The organism is Shinella sp. 20P9.1.1 (assembly GCF_057798995.1).
Genome location: NZ_JBYOLC010000001.1, coordinates 242,541 through 259,756, shown reverse-complemented (window position 1 = coordinate 259,756; position 17,216 = coordinate 242,541). Strand labels below are relative to the sequence as shown.

General features: G+C 64.3%; 14 protein-coding genes. 3 read left to right on the top strand and 11 right to left on the bottom strand.

Features of this window, described 5'->3' with window-relative positions; genetic code table 11:
- Positions 1-129 precede the first annotated feature (129 nt).
- Positions 130-2,130, top strand: coding sequence for a CocE/NonD family hydrolase (locus AC27VQ_RS01165; protein ID WP_488714857.1), 2,001 nt, complete (start codon positions 130-132; stop codon positions 2,128-2,130).
- Positions 2,131-2,132: 2 nt separating this feature from the next.
- Here the strand turns inward: AC27VQ_RS01165 and AC27VQ_RS01160 are convergent, their stop codons facing one another.
- From AC27VQ_RS01160 to AC27VQ_RS01150, 3 genes are read right to left on the bottom strand one after another with little or no spacing between them, the layout of a single operon-like run.
- A complete protein-coding gene (locus AC27VQ_RS01160) occupies positions 2,133-5,399 on the bottom strand; it encodes an error-prone DNA polymerase (protein ID WP_488714856.1) in 3,267 nt (1,088 codons plus the stop codon).
- The gene (locus AC27VQ_RS01155; RefSeq protein ID WP_488714855.1) at positions 5,396-6,919 is read right to left on the bottom strand and encodes a DUF6504 family protein; all 1,524 of its coding nucleotides are present in this window, start codon (positions 6,917-6,919) and stop codon (positions 5,396-5,398) included. Before AC27VQ_RS01155 ends, AC27VQ_RS01160 begins: the two co-directional genes overlap by 4 nt.
- A complete protein-coding gene (locus tag AC27VQ_RS01150; RefSeq protein WP_488714854.1) occupies positions 6,834-7,595 on the bottom strand; it encodes an ImuA family protein in 762 nt (253 codons plus the stop codon). Before AC27VQ_RS01150 ends, AC27VQ_RS01155 begins: the two co-directional genes overlap by 86 nt.
- A gap of 171 nt (positions 7,596-7,766) precedes the next feature.
- Between AC27VQ_RS01150 and AC27VQ_RS01145 the strand changes: the two genes are divergently transcribed.
- A complete protein-coding gene (locus tag AC27VQ_RS01145) occupies positions 7,767-8,072 on the top strand; it encodes a hypothetical protein (protein WP_488714853.1) in 306 nt (101 codons plus the stop codon).
- 53 nt (positions 8,073-8,125) lie between these two features.
- Here AC27VQ_RS01145 and AC27VQ_RS01140 read toward each other — a convergent pair whose 3' ends face one another.
- The 3 genes from AC27VQ_RS01140 to AC27VQ_RS01130 all read right to left on the bottom strand — a co-directional run bounded on the left by AC27VQ_RS01140 (position 8,126) and on the right by AC27VQ_RS01130 (position 10,523).
- On the bottom strand, positions 8,126-8,449 hold the full coding sequence (locus AC27VQ_RS01140) for a hypothetical protein (protein ID WP_313532817.1): 324 nt from the start codon (positions 8,447-8,449) through the stop codon (positions 8,126-8,128).
- A 68-nt stretch (positions 8,450-8,517) separates the two neighbouring features.
- Positions 8,518-9,537: a GlxA family transcriptional regulator gene (locus AC27VQ_RS01135; RefSeq protein ID WP_488714852.1), complete on the bottom strand. Its 1,020-nt coding sequence runs from the start codon at positions 9,535-9,537 to the stop codon at positions 8,518-8,520.
- Between the two features lie 122 nt (positions 9,538-9,659).
- Complete coding sequence (locus AC27VQ_RS01130; RefSeq protein WP_488714851.1) at positions 9,660-10,523, bottom strand: DMT family transporter; 864 nt, start codon at positions 10,521-10,523, stop codon at positions 9,660-9,662.
- A 116-nt stretch (positions 10,524-10,639) separates the two neighbouring features.
- On the opposite strand from AC27VQ_RS01130, the gene AC27VQ_RS01125 reads away from it, so the two are divergent.
- Positions 10,640-12,040, top strand: a complete 1,401-nt coding sequence (locus tag AC27VQ_RS01125; protein WP_488714850.1) for an aminotransferase-like domain-containing protein — start codon at positions 10,640-10,642, stop codon at positions 12,038-12,040.
- Here AC27VQ_RS01125 and AC27VQ_RS01120 read toward each other — a convergent pair.
- The 5 genes from AC27VQ_RS01120 to AC27VQ_RS01100 all read right to left on the bottom strand — a co-directional run bounded on the left by AC27VQ_RS01120 (position 12,037) and on the right by AC27VQ_RS01100 (position 17,141).
- Positions 12,037-12,819, bottom strand: coding sequence for an ABC transporter permease (locus AC27VQ_RS01120; protein WP_488714849.1), 783 nt, complete (start codon positions 12,817-12,819; stop codon positions 12,037-12,039). The two genes, AC27VQ_RS01125 and AC27VQ_RS01120, sit on opposite strands and share 4 nt — an antisense overlap.
- A gap of 2 nt (positions 12,820-12,821) precedes the next feature.
- Positions 12,822-14,000 carry an ABC transporter permease gene (locus AC27VQ_RS01115; RefSeq protein WP_313531308.1) on the bottom strand — a complete coding sequence of 393 codons (1,179 nt, stop codon included), beginning with the start codon at positions 13,998-14,000 and terminating at the stop codon, positions 12,822-12,824.
- Positions 13,997-15,076 (bottom strand): ABC transporter ATP-binding protein, encoded by a 1,080-nt coding sequence (locus AC27VQ_RS01110; RefSeq protein WP_488714848.1) that lies wholly within the window; start codon positions 15,074-15,076, stop codon positions 13,997-13,999. The genes AC27VQ_RS01115 and AC27VQ_RS01110 overlap by 4 nt, the downstream gene beginning before the upstream one ends.
- Before the next feature lie 82 nt (positions 15,077-15,158).
- A complete protein-coding gene (locus AC27VQ_RS01105) occupies positions 15,159-16,211 on the bottom strand; it encodes an ABC transporter substrate-binding protein (RefSeq protein WP_488714847.1) in 1,053 nt (350 codons plus the stop codon).
- A 189-nt stretch (positions 16,212-16,400) separates the two neighbouring features.
- A complete protein-coding gene (locus tag AC27VQ_RS01100; protein WP_117370355.1) occupies positions 16,401-17,141 on the bottom strand; it encodes an SDR family NAD(P)-dependent oxidoreductase in 741 nt (246 codons plus the stop codon).
- Positions 17,142-17,216 lie beyond the last annotated feature (75 nt).

Genomic DNA, 17,216 nt, shown 5'->3' with positions numbered 1-17,216 from the left:
GCTGCCATTTTCGTAGGCGAGTTTTGCAGCGCCGACAAGCCGAACCCGAAAAGCGACACGGAAGGTCAAAACCATCGTATTGCCCGCCTCCGGGGCGCGCTCCATAAAGAGCGCAGAAGAGGATTGCTCATGACATCTCGCGCCTTCACCACCATCGAAAACGAATGGATCACGCTCGCCGACGGCACACGGCTCGCCGCCCGCATCTGGATGCCCGAGGGCGCACAAAACGATCCCGTGCCCGCCGTCTTCGAATTCCTGCCCTATCGCAAGCGTGATGGAACGAGCCCGCGCGATGAATCGACCTATCCCGTCTTCGCCGCGGCCGGCATTGCCGGCGTGCGTGTCGATATCAGGGGCTCGGGCGAATCCGACGGCGTTATCGACGGCGAATACACGCCGCTGGAACTCGCCAATGCCTGCGAGCTCATCGCCTGGATCGCCGCACAGCCCTGGTCGAACGGCGCGGTCGGCATGATGGGCATCTCCTGGGGCGGCTTCAACTGCCTGCAAGTCGCAAGCCTCAAGCCGCCGGCGCTGAAGGCGGTCATTTCCATCGCCTCCACCGTCGATCGCTACAACGACGACATCCATTACAAGAACGGCACGCATCTCTCCGCCCAGCTCTCCTGGGCCGCGACCATGCTCGCCTACCAGTCCCGCTCGCCGGACCCCGATATCGTCGGCGACCGCTGGAAGGCCATGTGGCTCGAGCGGCTGGAAAAAGAGCCCTTCTTCCTGGAGACTTGGCTACAGCATCAGCGCCGCAATGCCTTCTGGCAGCACGGCTCGATCTGCGAGGATTTTTCCGGCTTTCCCGTGCCTGCCCTCGTCATCGCCGGCTGGGCGGATGGTTATCGCAGCACGCCGCTGAAGGCCGTCGAAGGGCTTGGCGACAAGGCGAAGGCATTGATCGGCCCCTGGATCCACAAATATCCGCATTTCGCCTGGCCGAAGCCCCGCACGGATTTCCACGCCGAGGCCATCGCCTTCTGGAACCATTGGCTGCGCGGCGAGGAGAACGGCGCGGAGAACACGCCGCAGGTGCGCGCCTATATCCAGGATGCCGCCCGCCCGGCGCTGCGTCGTGAGTTCGATCCCGGCTTCTGGGCGGCGAAGGACCGCTGGGAGGCACCCGACATGGCGACCTTCTACGTCGAGCAATATGGCACGCTCGCCCCCGGCATGCCGATTGCCGGCGCTTCAGGTCATGATCGTTACCTGAAATCGCCGCTCGACACCGGCATCATGGCCGGCGAATGGTTCACGCTGAAGCCGGATGCCGAAATGGCGCTCGACCAGCGCCTCGACGATGCCGGCTCGCTGGTGATCGAGACCGCGCCGCTCGCGCAAGCGCAGGACTTTCTCGGCCAGCCCGTGCTGGAGCTCGATGTATCGACCGAGGTCGACATCGCCAATCTCTGCGCCCGCATCGTCGATATCCACCCCGACGGCACGGCGACGCGCGTCACCTTCGGCGTCGTCAACCTCGCCCATCGCGACGGCAATGCCGAACCGAAGGCCATGCCGAAGGGGGAGAAGGTCCGCATCCGCCTCGTGCTCGACGCGATGGGCTATCGTTTCAGCCCCGGCCACCGCATCCGCCTGTCGCTCTCGACCGCCTATTGGCCAATGGTGTTGCCGCCGCCGGTCGATGCCGGCGTGACGATCGATCTCGCCTCGCTCGGCCTTGCTTTGCCCAAGCTCGGCGCCCACCAAGTTATCGCCATCCCGGAGCCGCAGAACCCCGATCCCTTGCCGAAATACACCGAGCTTGCCCCCGGCGAGACGGCACGGGGTGTGGAGCGCGACCTGACGAACGGTCTCACCGAATACACGATCTACGAAGATACCGGCCTCTACGAGCATCCCGGCACGGGCCTTGCGACCCGGCAGGTACGCGACGAGCTTTGGTCGATTGCCGAAAACGATCCGCTCTCGATGACCGGCACCTCCGTCTGGACCTGCGACATGCAGCGCCCCGGCTGGTTCGTCCGTACGGTCTCGACGGCGACCATTGCCTGCACCGCGACCGACTGGCTGATCTCCGCGAATGTCCGCGCCTTCGAGGGTGAAGGGCAGATCTTCGAGAAATCCTTCGAAAAGGTGATCCCACGCGATTTCATGTAGGGTCAGTGGAAATCGCGGGATTTGACGCGGATCTCGTCGATATGGCCATAGCCATCGACGAGATTGCGTGCCTTTCCAAGTTTTGGCGCACCGCGCGGATCGTGTGGTGGGCTGCCATGGTGGAACTCGTCGCCCCGCCCATGCGGCAGAGGAAAAGGCGTATCACGACGGCCGACACTGGCGAGCAGCCCGGAGAGATCCGTTAGTTGTTGCACCACGACATGCACTACGGCCCCTTCGCGCTGGATGTAGCCCTTGACGCCCAGCATGGATGCCCCCATCACGACCGCGCGATAGGTCATGAAAACCTTCTTCCAGACAACGAGATTGGCAATGCCCGTCTCATCCTCGATCGTCACGAAGATGACACCCTTAGCCGAACCCGGGCGCTGGCGCACGAGCACCAGACCCGCCAATTCGACAGGCTGGCGATCCTGAAGATTCGTTGCGACCTGACATGACAATATCCCTTGCCGCTGCAAATCCTGCCGCAGGAAACTGACGGGATGGGCGCGCAGCGTCAGGCCGACATGACCATAATCCTCCACCACCTCGTTGCCGGCCGTCATGGGGCGCAATGCAACGGCGGGTTCGTCCAGTTCCGCGATCACTGCCTCTTCCCGCCTTGCAGCCGCCGTAAAAAGCGGCAGCGGCTCATCGCGCAACGCGCGGATCGCCCAGAGCGCATCGCGACGGGAAAGGCTGAGCGAAGGGAGAAAGGCATCGGCCTCCGCGAATTCAACGAGTGTCGCAGCCGGCAGTTCGGAACGCCGCCAGAGATCGTCCACCGAAACGAAAAGGCTCTCGGATCGTTCGGCAAAGAATCGTTCCAAGTTTTTGCTGTTCAATCCCTTGACCATGCAAAGGCCAAGCCGCACCGCAAAGCGCCCAGCCTCGCCCATAGGCTCCAGTGTGCAGTCCCATCGGCTTTCGTTGACGCAGACAGGGCGCATTTCAACGCCGTGCTCCTGTGCATCACGGACAATCTGCGCAGGAGCATAAAAACCCATCGGCTGGGAGTTGAGCAAGGCTGCACAGAAGATTTCCGGATGGTGGCGTTTCATCCAGGCCGAGGCATAGGCAATGATGGCAAAACTATAGGCATGGCTTTCCGGGAAGCCGTAAGAACCGAAGCCTTCAAGCTGCTTGCACATACGTTCGGCGAATTCTTTCGAATAGCCTTTTTTCGTCATCCCGGCGATCAGTTCCTCTCGAAATTTGTCGACGCCTCCGGTCTGCTTGAAGGTTGCCATAGCACGGCGCAACTGGTCCGCCTTTCCTGCCGTAAACCCCGCCCCGACGATGGCGACCTGCATAGCCTGCTCTTGGAACAAGGGAATTCCGAGAGTCTTCCTCAAAACAGCCTTGAGTTTTTCATCATCTGGATAGTCTGGCACCTCCAGACCCTGCCTGCGACGCAAATAGGGATGCACCATATCGCCCTGAATCGGTCCAGGCCGAACGATCGCCACCTGGATGACGATGTCGTAAAACTCCTTGGGCTTGAGGCGCGGCAGCATGGACATCTGCGCCCGGCTTTCGATCTGGAACGTGCCGAGCGTATCCGCCTTGGAGATCATCTCGTAGGTCGGCTTGTCATCCAATTCGATATTCCAGAGCTCCTTGCTGATCCCCTTGAGATTTTTCAAATATTCGAATGCCCGCCGCATGCAGGAAAGCATGCCAAGAGCGAGAACGTCCACCTTCATGAACTCCAGGAACTCGACATCGTCTTTGTCCCATTCGATGACCTGCCGGGCATCCATGGCTGCGGGTTCGATCGGCACGAGATCATCCAGCCGGTCGCGTGTTAGGACGAAACCACCGGGGTGCTGAGAGAGATGTCGCGGCACACCAGTCAACTGTTTTGACAACTCCACCAGCAGCCTTATGCGCCGGTCATCGACATTCAAACCGATGTCCTTAATCTCAGCCTTCGGAATATCGTTCGACCAGCCCCACACCTGGGAAGATATTGCTTTGAGCACGTCCTCAGGCATGCCGAGCGCCCGGCCGATATCCCGCATGGCTCCGCGCGAGCGATAACGGATGACCGTGGCACAAAGCGCAGCACGGTCATGCCCATAGGTGTCATAGACCCACTGGATGACCTCCTCCCGACGCTCGTGCTCGAAATCGACGTCGATATCGGGCGGCTCGCCGCGCTGTTCCGATACGAACCGCTCAAAAAGCAGACCGTTGTTCCTTGCGTCGATGGCAGTGATACCAAGAACGTAGCATACTGCACTGTTGGCCGCCGATCCCCTGCCCTGACAGAGAATACCGACCGAGCGTGCATACCGGACAATGGAATTCACCGTCAGGAAGTAAGGCGCATATTGCATTTTTTCGATAAGCTGCAATTCATCATTCAACTTCTTTACGACTGAATCGGGCACCCCATCGGGATACCGCTTTGTTGCCCCTTCCCATGTATATTTTTCCAGCGCCTCTTGCGGTGTGAGATGCGCGTATTCCCGCTCTTCCGGATATTGATACTGCAATTCGTCCAGCGAGAATTTGCAGCGCGCCACGATATCGATTGTGCGCTGAAGTGCTTCCGGGTAACGCGCGAACAGGCGATGCATCTCCTGCGGCGGCTTGAGGTAGCGGTCGGCGTGGCGTTCGCGCAGGAAGCCGGCATTATCGATGACGACGTTGTGGCGGATGCAGGTGACGATGTCCTGCAGCATGCGCCGGGCGGGTTCGTGGTAGAGCACGTCGTTGGTGACGACCGTGGGCACCCGGTATTGCGCGGCGAGGTTGGAGAGGTCGAAGAGGCGCAGCTGGTCGTTCGGCCGGCGGCGGAGCGTAAGCGCAAGGTAGCAGCGGCCCGCAAACGCTTCCGACAGGCGGCGAAGATGGAAGGCCGCGGTGTCGTCGGCCTCGTCGGGGACCAGCACGGCGAGCAGGCCTTCGCTCCATTCGACGACATCCGGCCAGTCGAGATGGCATTTTCCCTTGCCGGCTTTTTTCTTGCCGATGGTGAGCAGGCGGCAAAGTCGGGCATAGGCTTCGCGGTCCGTCGGGTAGACGATGAGCGACATGCCATCGACAAGATCCAGCCGGCAGCCGACGACAAGGCGAACACCCGTTTCCTTCGCCGCGCGATAGGCCTGCACGACGCCCGCCAGACTGTTGCGGTCGACGACGGCTAGGGCCTCGATGCCGAGCGCACTTGCCTGGGTAAACAGCTCCGCGCAGCTGCTAGCGCCGCGCAGGAACGAGAAATGCGAGGTGACCTGGAGTTCGGCGTAGCGTGGCGTCATGCGAAAATCCCGTGCAGGAACCAGCGGCCGATGCCGTTGACGATCTGCTGCTCCTCGCCCGAACGGAACAGCCAGAAGCGTTCGCCCTCCGCATCCTCCACCTGGAAATAATCGCGCACGGCGGCAAGCTCGGCATCGCGCTTCCACCATTCACCGAAGATGCGCTCGGGGCCGTCGGCGCGCTGCACACGCCGGCGCACGCCACGCCATGTGAAGAAGGCGGGCGGATGGTCGGGCATCAGCGCCATGACCTCGATCGGCTCCGGGCGGGCGAGAAGCCGCGCCGGGCGCGGCCAGCGACCGGGCCATGTCGCGCCATCATCGGGCGCAAGCGGCGGTATGCGGTGGATGGAACGTTCCGGCACGTCGCTTTCGACCGGCGCGAGGCGATAGAGCCGGCGGGCGCCGATGCGGTTCGCGATGACATCGACAAGGCCGGCAATATCGGCCTGCTCTTCCTCGATCAGCGAGGAGACGGCCTGCTGCAGGACAAGCGGTTCGGCAAGCGTCGCCGTGAGCTCCATGATCTCGATGCCGAAGCCCGGATCGATCGTCTCGATACGGTCGCAGAGCAGCCGGACGAGGCGCTTTTCATCGCGCACGGCGCGGGCCGTGCCGACGCGGATGGCCTGCAGCGTGTTGTCGACGCGGTGAAAGATCAGATCGAGCCGGCGGGCGCCGAGACCGCGTTTTTCCAGCGTCCGGCAGAGATCGCCGACGAGCTCGGATGTGTAGCGCGCAATGGTCTCGGCCGCGCCGATCGGTTCGCCGAAAACCTTGCGCACGCTGACGCGTTCGGGGTCGCGCAGGGGATCGACGGGCTCGGAAACCGTGCCCTGCACCTGGTCGAGCCGGCGGCCGAGGCCTGCGCCGAAACGCAGCACGAGGGGCGCACGCGGCACGGCGAGCACCTCGCCGATCGTGGCAAAGCCCAGCACATGCAGACCGGTCACGGTTTCCGGCGCAATCCGCAGACCGGGGATCGGCAAGGGCGCCACGGCCTTGCCGGCCGCGCCCGGCGGGATGACGCAGACGGGTGCCGCCAGGAATCGGGCGGCGGCATGCGCCGCGCCCCATGTATCGGCCACCGCCGCACGAGCGAAAATGCCGGAAGCACCGAGACGGTTGACGAGACCGGTCAGCATGCGCTCCTCGCCGCCATGCAAATGGTCGGCGCCAGTCGTGTCGATGACGAGCCCATCCGGCGGATCGGGCGCGACGATGGGGGCATAATGCTGCAAGGCCCAGAGGGAGAGACGGTTGAGGGCCGCAGCATCAGCGGCGGGATCGGCCGGCAAGGTGAGAATATCCGGCACCAGCGCATGGGCCTTGGCAAGCGGCATGCCGACGCGCAGGCCCGCCTGCTCGGCCACCCGGCTCACCGCGGTGAGAACGCGGCGCGCGCCATCACGGCCGACGAGAACGAGCCGCTGGTCAGCCGGTGGCGCCGCGGCTCCGAGGGAGCGCCGCAGCCGATCGATCGGCCAGCCGGGAAGAAAAAGCGATACGACCCTCGCCATCGGTTGCCTCCACGTCAAATTCCGCCGCGGCACCGGCCCGGCAACGGGTCAGTTCCAGCAGCCAGCGCGCCCGGCCGATGCCCGGCACGGGAAGGGCCAGGGATGGCCGGACGGACACCCGCCAGCGCGTAACGGCGGCCGTCGGTTGATCAAAGGCTGCCGCTTCCTTCAAATGTCGGAAACGCCTAAGTGCGAGGCCGAGCGTGCCGCCGGCCTCCGCCGCCAGTTGCAGGCGGCGCGAAGCCGTCATCGACAGGCGCGCGACCTCCGCCACGACGGCGCCGAGCCCGCCATGGCGCAGTCCCTCCTCGAAACAGAGGAGCAGGCTCTTTTCGTCGCCCGCTTCGACATAGATGACACGGCCAGGTGCCAGCCCCGCCTGCGCCAATGCCGGCGCGAAGAGGTCCGACCGCGTCAGGCACCACAGCACCTGCCCCTTGGTGCGCGCCGCTATGCCGGCGGCAAAGAGCATGGCGGCCGCCCCCTCGACGGCATCGTTGCCGCCGCCGCAGACCTCATGCAGGCTGGCCAGCGCCAGCCCGCCGCCCGGCAGGCGCTCGTCGATCTCGGGCACACCGAAGGGCAGCACCGCCCGGTCGCGCGCAGCGCGGCCGTCGAACTGCCGGATGCGGTCGCGCAGATCGGCGACAACGGCACTGGCGGCGAAGGCGGACATTGGCGGGCGGCTCCTTGACGAGAATTTTCGTTCTCTTTTTGTTCTTAAACAAAAGGAGAGTCAATCGCCCTTGCCTGCCACAGCGATCACAGTTTGAATCAAAGACGGGAACCAAGTGGCGCGGCGGAAGTTCTTCCCTTTGCCATTCCATTCAATCCAGGAGACATGTCCATGGCTGACGAAAAGAGCACCGGAAAGCGCACGCTTGGCGTCGTCGAAGGGCGAGACAGCATTTCTGAGGACGTCCGCGTCGCCGAAGCGGAAGCCTCGGTCACCGAACAGATCGAAGCCTTGAAAGCGGAGATCAGCCGGCTGAAGGAATCCGCAGGCCTGATTGCCGAAGGCACCGGCCAGCTCGCCGTCGCCAAGGCGGAATCGCTGCGCGAGGATTTGCGCCAGACCATTCAGAGCAATCCGCTGGCCACGCTGGCGGGGGCAGCCTTCATCGGCTACCTCTTTGGCCTGCGCCACCGCTGAACACCCTAATCGAACGACATAAAAAAGCCCGGCAATGCCGGGCTTTTCGGTGTTCAGAACCAGCGCTGGCGGCGCGGTGGCTCGCTTTCGAGGGAACCGAGCAGATAGCCCAGGACGACACCGGCAAGACCGGCGGCCAGAACGACGGTCGAAAGACCGGCCGGATGCTCGCGCGCCGCCTGCGCGACGGCAGCACCCTCGGAGCGCACATATTTCGTTGCCGAGCGCACGGCCGGACGAGCCGCATCCACGGCATTGCCGGCGCGGTCGCGGATCGTCTCGTAGGCCTCGGTACCGCGATCGCCAAGATCCTTCTGGAGCGTGGCGATTTCGGCGCGAAGGGCGGAAATCTGAGATTGAACGTCAGTGCTTGCCATTACGGTCTCCTTGTCAGAATGAAGACCGAACGGATGGCGGGCGTCTTGGTTCCCGCAAAGAAGTGAAATCAGCTCGCCTGACGGCGGCCGTCGCGGCGGATCTGCGAGGGTGTATCGCCGAAGGCCGCGCGGAAACGGCGGGTGAAATGCGACAGGCTTTCGAAGCCGGTTTCGAGCGCGATCTCGATCAGCGGCTTGTTGGTGCGCACCACCATATTGAGGGCGGCGGCCATGCGGATCTTCATATAGATCGTGCTCGGCGAGGCGCCCATGTCGCTTTCGAACAGGCGCTCCAGCTGGCGTCGGGAGACACCCGTCATCGTGGCGATGCTGTCGATGGACAACAGGTCTTCCGTATGCTGCTCCATCATCATGATGGCGAGATGCACGCGCCGGTCTCGCGCCTCAAGGCCAAGCGGGTTGCGCGGCTGGAGGTCGGTGGCGTCGCGCCGGTGGCGGATCTGCAGGATTTCCAGCGCGTTGCGCTCCGCCGCCTCGCCGACATGGTGGCGCACGAGCGTTGCGGCCAGATCCGCTACGCTGCTGCCGCCGGCGCAGGTGGCGACCTTGCCGTCAAAGCGGAAGATCTGCTCCGACGTCGCTTCGATATCCGGGTAGCGAGCGCGGAATTCGCGGTGGTGCAGCCAGCTCACACAGGCCGTATGTCCCTTGAGCAGGCCCGCCTCGGCAAGGACGAAGCTGCCGGTACAGAGGCCGATCAGCCCGACACCGGCCTTGGCGGCCTTGGCCAGATAGGCGCGCGCATAGCTGTCGATCGGTTCATCGACCTTGAGCAGGCCGCCGACCACGGCGATATAGTCGAAAGCGGCGGGATCGGCGAAGGGCGCGGTCGGCGCGACCTGGATGCCGCTCGACGAGGAGATGAAATTGCGCGTGCTGCTCAAGACGTCCCAGTCGCAATTGACGCGGCGGGAGCGGTCCTCGCTGTCGCTGGCAAGCCGCAGCGTATCGACGAACAGCGCGAAGGCGGAGAGCGTGAAACTTTTCGACAGGATGAAACCGACGCGCAGCGCCTTGGGCGCCGCGTGGTTGCCCGTCTCCCGCGATGTCCGCACATCCACCGTCATCCGCATCTCCCGGGCCGCCTGCGGGGACAGGATCGTCGCCCGCCAGAACTGCCGACGCTATCCATAGCAGATTTCGCCTCACCGCTCCATTCCCTGCACGGCGTTTGTGTGCGGATTGGGGCCTATCGCGCAAATTTCCGCGCGCCGGCAACGCAGGCGACGATGGCGAGTGTTGTCAGGAGCATCAGCGGGCTGACGCGCTCATGCAGCAGGAAGGCGGCGAGCAGCAGGCCGAAGAATGGCTGGAGCAGCTGCAATTGCCCGACCGCAGCAATGCCGCCGATCGCAAGGCCGCGATACCAGAAGACGAAGCCGACGAGCATGCTGAAGACCGAGACATAGGCCAGGCCTGCCCAGGCGCCGCCGGCAATGCCGCCCCAGCTGTCCGGCAGGGTCGCAAGCGCGATGACGGCCATCAGCGGCAAGGCGAGGATCAGCGCCCAGGAAATGACCTGCCAGCCGCCCAGTGTGCGGGAGAGTTTTGCGCCCTCCGCGTAGCCGAGGCCACAGGCGATGATCGCCGCGACCATCAGGAGGTCGCCGGTCAGGGAGATCTCGGCGCCCGAATTCAGCGCGAAGCCCACCACCGTCGCGCTGCCGATGCCGGAAAACAGCCAGAACATCGGCTTGGGCCGCTTCCCGCCCCGCAGCACCGCGAAGACGGCGGTGGCCAGCGGCAGGAGCCCGACGAAAACGATGGAATGGGCCGATGTGATGTATTGCAGCGCCAGGGCCGTCAGCAGCGGAAAGCCGACGACGACGCCGAGCGCGACGATAGCGAGGGAGAAGAGAGTGTCGCGAGACGGTTTGCTCTGGCGCAGCGCGACAAGCAGCGCCGCCCCCAGCAGTGCGGCGATGACGGCCCGCGCCGAGGTCAGGAACAGCGGCGAAAAATCCGCCACCGCGATGCGGGTCGCCGGCAGCGACCCGCTGAAGATGATGACGCCGGCAAGCCCGCTGCCCCAGCCGTCCATGGATGTTTTCATGTTTACCTCGCATTCGCCTGGGAAATTACGCCTGCGGGGCTGGCCGTAATAGAAACAAAACAATACAATATTGAATAACTGTATTAGTTTCAAAAGCCATACACTTGAGCAAGCCTATGACCGAAACCGCAAAGGGAAGCCGCACCGAACGGGTGATGGCCACCATCCGAAACCGCATTGCCGGCCGGGCGCTCGCACCGGGTGATCGCCTGCCGTCGATCCGCGGCCTCGCCGCCACGACGGGCGTCTCGCCGTCAACGGTCGTCGAGGCCTATGACCGGCTGGCGGCGGAGGGCTTGATCCGGCCGCAGCGGGGCTCCGGCTTCTACGTCTCCAACGCCGCCCTGCCGCCGCTGAAGTTGGCGGAAGCCGAAACGCCGAAGGCGCGCGCGGTCGATCCGTTCTGGGTGTCCCGACAATCGCTCGATGCCGAGGACGGCACGCTGAAACCCGGTTGCGGCTGGCTGCCGGCGGAATGGATGCCGAACGAAGCGCTGCGCCGGGCAATCCGCAGCCTCGCGCGCGCCGATGACGCCATGCTCGCCTATTACGGCCATACGCGCGGCTCCCATGCCCTGCGAAGATTGCTGCTCGGCCGTCTCGCGGAAGAAGGCGTCGCCGCCGGACCGGAGCACCTGATGCTGACGAATACGAGCACGCAGGCGCTCGACCTCATCTGCCGCTTCCTGCTCCGCCCCGGCGACACCGTGCTGATCGACGATCCCTGCTACTTCAATTTCCAGGCGCTCCTGAAAGCTCATCAGGTCAAGGTGATCGGCGTGCCCTACACAACAGCCGGCCCCGATGTCGCGGCGTTCGAGGCCCTGCTTTCGACGGAACGGCCACGGCTCTACATCACCAATTCAGCGCTGCACAATCCGACCGGCGCGACCCTCTCGCCACAGGTCGCGCACCGGCTGCTGAACGCGGCCGCGGCGAACGACACGATCATCGTGGAAGACGATATCTTCGCCGATTTCGAGCCGGAGCCGACGACGCGGCTTGCCGCGCTCGACGGCCTGCATCACGTCATCCGCATCGGGAGCTTCTCAAAGACGCTCTCGGCCTCCGTGCGCTGCGGTTACATCCTGGCGCGGGCGGACTGGGTCGTGGGGCTGGTCGATCTGCAGATCGCCACCAATTTCGGCGGCCCGAGCCCGGTTTCCAGCGAGATCATCGCCCATATGCTGGCCGGCGGCGGTTACCGCAAACATATGGAGGACGTACGCCGTCGGTTGGTGCGCGCGCGGCGCGAGACGGCCGACCGGCTGGCGCGGCTTGGAATAACACCGTGGCTTTCGCCGCGTGGCGGCTTCAATCTGTGGTGCCGGCTGCCGGACGGGCTGGACTCCGGCGAGGTTGCGCAGGCCGCCCTCGCCGAGGGCGTGGTGCTCGCCCCCGGCAATGTCTTCAGCGTCTCGCAAACGGCCGGCAATTTCATGCGCTTCAACGTCGCCCATATGGGCGACCCGCGCATCTATGAGGTGCTGGCCCGAACGCTGAAGCGCGTTGTTTAACGCCGTTTCGCCATCATCGAGCGAGACAGGACGACGACGAGGCCGATGACAACGGTCGCAACGATGAACAGGAAGGCGGCGGCGGCGATGGCCGGGCTGATATTCTCGCGGATCGAGGAGAACATCTGCCGCGCCAGCGTGCGCTGGTTGGGTCCAGCGACGAAGAGGGTCAGCACCACCTCGTCGAGCGAGGTGGCGAAGGCCAGCACGGCGCCCGAGAGCACGCCGGGCATGGCGAGCGGCAGTGTGATGCGGCGAAAAACCGTGATCGGCGCCGCACCGAGGCTCTGCGCCGCAAGCTCCACGCGCTCGTCGATACCGGCCAGCGCCCCGGTGACGCTGACCACCACGAAGGGCACGGCAACGACCGTATGGGCGATGATCACCCCGAGATAGCTGTTCGTCAGGCCGAAGCCCGCCAGCAGAACCTGCATACCGACGCCGAGCACGACGGCCGGCACCACCATCGGCAACAGAAACAGCGTGCGAATGGTGCCGCGGAAGAAAATGAGCCGGTTGCGCAGGCCGAGCGACGCCGCCGTGCCGAGAACGGTGGCGAGCAACGTCGTGCCCGTGCCGATGATCAGGCTGTTGACGATGGCGCGGCGCCAGGCATCGGCGAAGAACAGTTCCTCAAACCAGCGCAGCGACCAGGACGGGATCGGATAGGTGAGGATGACGCTCGAGGTGAAGGCGAGCGGCAGGATGGCGATGAGGGGTGCCACGAGGAAGAGGATCGTCAGCGTGGCGAAGGTGGCCTTGGCGATTTTCATCGGCATGGTCAGCGCCTCCCCGGTTCTTCGCTGGAGAGCCGCGCATAGACGCTGTAGAGCACGAGCGTCGCGACGAGCAGCACCATGCCGAGCGCGCCGGCCATGCCCCAGTTCGCCGATCCCGTGGCGTAGAAGGCGATGATGGACGAGATCATCTGGTCGCCCGGCCCGCCGATCAGCGCCGGCGTGATGTAGTAGCCGATCGCCGAAATGAAGACGAGCAGGCCGCCGGAGGCGACGCCACGCAAGCTGAGCGGCAGGAGCACGCGCAGGAAAGCGCGTAGCGGCGGCGCGCCGAGGGAGGCTGCGGCCGGCATCAGGTTCTTCGGGATGGTGATCAGCACGGAATAGATCGGCAGCACCATGAAGGGCAAGAGCACATGGGTCATGGCGATGATGACGCCGGTGCGGTTGAAGATCAGCGCGAGCGGCGAATTGATGATGCCGAGCGTCAGGAGCAGATCGTTGATCAGGCCTTTTTCCTGCAACAGGATGAACCAGGCGGCGGTGCGCACCAACAGCGAGGTCCAGAGCGGCAGGAGCACAGCACCAAGCATCAGGTCGCGCTTCCAGCCATCGAGCGACGCGGCGATGATGGCATAGGGAAAGCCGATCAGAGCGCAGAAGAAAGTGACGAGCCCGGCGATCCAGAAGGTGCGCGCGAGGATCACGCCATTGACGGACTGATCGGCCGGCAGATGCTCGATCTCGCCGGCGGCATTGCGGCCGAAATCGACGGCGGCGAGCAGGTTGCGATCGGTATAGGGCGACAGCGCATCGGCAATCGCCAGCCAGAATTCCGGCTTTTCCCAGCGCTTGTCGATGGAGACGAGGTCGGCGGGCGGGTTGGCCGTATCATCGAGCGCCCCCGTCGTCTTGCCCATCAGCGTGCGGAAGCCGGAGCGGGCGCTGTTGAGACGGCGCACCATGTCGCCCAGCGCCTGGTCGTCATCGACGGCTTTCAGGTCCTCCATCAGCGCCGTCTGCATGGCCGCCGACGGCGGCGACTTGCGGTCCCACTCCGTCAGAACCTCGGCGCTACGCGGCAGAAGCTTGAGCACGGCGGGATCCGACACGGCCTGCGACATCATGCTGAACAGCGGCCAGACGAAGAAGCCGATGAGGAAGAGAAGCAGCGGCGCCAGCAGGATGAGCGAGCGCCCGGTTCGCGAGGAAGCTGCACTCATGTCGCGATGACCCGGCAATCGCCGGCCGAAAAAGCCGCGAAGACCTTCGTGCCCGACGGAAACTCGCGCGACCGGCGGCCGAGCTTGGCGATCAGCGGATGGCTGGCATTCTGCAACTGCACGCGCAGGTGATCGCCCTGGTAGACGCTGTCGGTGACTTCCGTTTCCAGCACATTGCGCGCCTCGCCGCGTGCCTCGCTGAGATCGACCCGTTCCGGGCGGATGGAGAGGAAGACCGACTGGCCGCGGGCCACCGTGCCGGACACCGCCGATACGATCTGCGCCCCGGAGGGAAGGCGCACGGTGGCCTCCTGCCCCTGCACGGCCTCCACGACGCCTTCGACAAGATTGGTCTCGCCGATGAATTCGGCGACGAAGCGCGTCGCCGGCTCGTCATAGACCTGCCGCGGCGTACCGATCTGCTCGATCCTGCCCTTGTTGAACACGGCGACCCGGTCCGACATGGTGAGCGCTTCGGACTGGTCATGCGTGACGAAGACGATGGTCAGGCCAAGCCTGCGGTGCAGATCGCGGATATCGAGCTGCATCTGCTCGCGCAGGTTCTTGTCGAGCGCGCCGAGCGGCTCGTCCATCAAGACGACGCGCGGCTCGAAGACGAGCGCACGCGCGAGCGCCACGCGCTGCTGTTGGCCGCCGGAGAGCTGCGAAGGACGCCGGTCGACAAGGGTGGACATCTGCACCATGCCGAGCGCGCGCTTGACCCGCTCGCCAACCTCCGCCTTGCCGATGCCGCGCATCTGCAAGGGAAAGGCGATGTTGTCGCCGACGGACATGTGCGGGAAGAGCGCATAACTCTGGAAGACCACGCCCATGTCCCGCTTGTGGGTGGGGACCGCGTTGATGGCCGTGCCATCGAGCAGGATGCTGCCCGAGGTCGGCTGCTCGAAACCGGCAAGCATCATCAGAAGCGTCGTCTTGCCGGAGCCGGACGGGCCGAGCAGGCTGACGAACTCGCCCTTCTCTATGCCGAGGTCGAGATTTTCGACCACGCAGAGCGGGCCGTAGAATTTGGTGATGCGGTCAAATCGAATGAATTCGGCCACGGAAGACTCCATCGCTAGAGGCGGAGAACGCGCGTTAACGCATCCGGCCATGCAGGAAGGGCGCTCCAAGGAGCGCCCTTCACCACGGATGTTCTTACTGGGCGAGCCAGGCGTTGAAGCGGGCCGTCAGCGTTTCCGCATTGTCGATCCAGAAATCGACATTGAGCGGGATCGAGTCCGTCATATTGGCGGGATCGGTCGGCAGGTCCTTGGCGAATTCCGCCGGCACCTTCGCTGCGGCGTCCTTGTTCGGCAGGCCGTAGGCGACGAATTCCGGCAGCTTGGCCTGGTTTTCCGGCAGGCTGGCGAAGGCGATGAAGTCCTGCGCGGCATCCTTGTTCTCGGCGTCCTTCAGCACGACCCAGCTGTCCACGGCATAGATGCTGCCGGGGAAGACGACCTTGAAGTGCTTGCCTTCCGAACGGTTGATGCCGGTGATGCGGCCGTTGTAGGCCGAGGTCATCGCAACTTCGCCGGATGCCAAGAACTGCAGCGGCTGCGCGCCGGATTCCCACCAGACGATGTTCGGCTTCAGCTCGTCGAGCTTCTTGAAGGCGCGGGCGACACCCTCTTCCGTGCCGAGCACGTCATAGATTTCGTCCTTAGAGACGCCATCGGCGAGCAACGCGAATTCCAGCGTGTATTTCGGGCCCTTGCGCAGCGAGCGCTTGCCCGGGAATTTTTCGACGTTCCAGAAGTCCGCCCAGGAGGTCGGGCCTTCCTTCAGCTTGTCGCCGTCATAGGCGATCGCGGTGGACCAGACGATGGCGCCGACGCCGCAGTCATTGACGGCGCTGTCGAGGAACTTGTCCTTGCCGCCCATCTTGTCCCAGTCGATCTTCTCGTAGAGGCCGTCGGCACAGCCAAGCGCCAGCTCTTCGGCCTCCACCTGCACGGCATCCCAGTTCGGTGCGCCGGCCTTGACCTTCGACTGGATCACGCCAATGCCGCCATCCCAGGCCTCGTCGAGCACCGGCTTGCCGGTCTTTTCGGAAAACGGCTTGAAGTAGATGTTGCGCTGGGCGTCCTGATAGTTGCCGCCCCAGGACACGACGGTCAGGTCGCGTGCGAATACCGGCGCGACGATGCTGGCCGACAGGACGATGGCGGCGGCCGCCAGAAAACCCGATTTCAGAATTGTCTTCATGGCACTCCCCTTTTCTTCATTGTGATGGAGCCTTCGCTCCGATGACGATCTCATGCGGACCGCTCACCCCGCCTTTCCGGCGTCGGCGGCGGCCTCTCCGGCCGTCGCGCCCTTTCCCCTGGGCGTTCGTCCGATTGATGCATTCCAGTCATGCCTGGTCAACGGGGATTTTTCCCCTTTTGACCCTTGTCAGACGTGCTGCCCTCCGTTGATGTGGATTTCCGCGCCGTTGATGTAGGAGGACGGCTCGGTGCACAGGAAATAGATGGTCTCCGCGACCTCGCGCGGATCGCCCAACCGTCCCATCGGCACTTCCGCCGCCACCAGCTCATCGGTCCCCGGCGAGAGGATCGAAGTTTCGATTTCGCCCGGCGCGATGGCATTGGCCCGCACGCCGCGCTTGCCGAATTCATGCGCCATTTCGCGCGTCAGCGAGCCGAGCGCCGCCTTGGAGGCCGCATAGGCGACGCCGGCAAAGGGATGGACACGCGTTCCGGCAATCGAGGTGACGTTGACGATCGAGCCTTTGGCCGCCTCGAGCTCCGGCATGAGGGCGCGGGCAATCAGCGCCGTCGAGACGACATTGACGTTGAGTACCTGCGTCCAGACATCCGCGTCCGTGCCCATCACGCCGAGGCGGCTCTTTCCCGGCCCCTTCGGCGAAATGCCGGCATTGTTGACGAGCGCATGCAGCCGGCCGTTCGGCAGGCGCTCGCGCACGGTCGCGGCAAGACGGTCGATCTGCGAGAGATCGGCGAGATCGGCCTGGATGTGGCTTTCGCGGGCGGACGGCCAGGCGCATTCTTCGGAAAAGGCCTGACGGGAGACGGTAAGGATGCGCCAGCCCTTCGACTGGAAGAGCTTGACCGTCGCATGGCCGATGCCGCGGCTCGCTCCTGTCAGCAACATGTAGCGGCGTTCTTCGGTCATGCGGAGCGTTCTCCTTTGATGCTTGATACATCGTAATCGGCGGCCCGCGAATTGCAAGCCTCTCATTCAAGACGG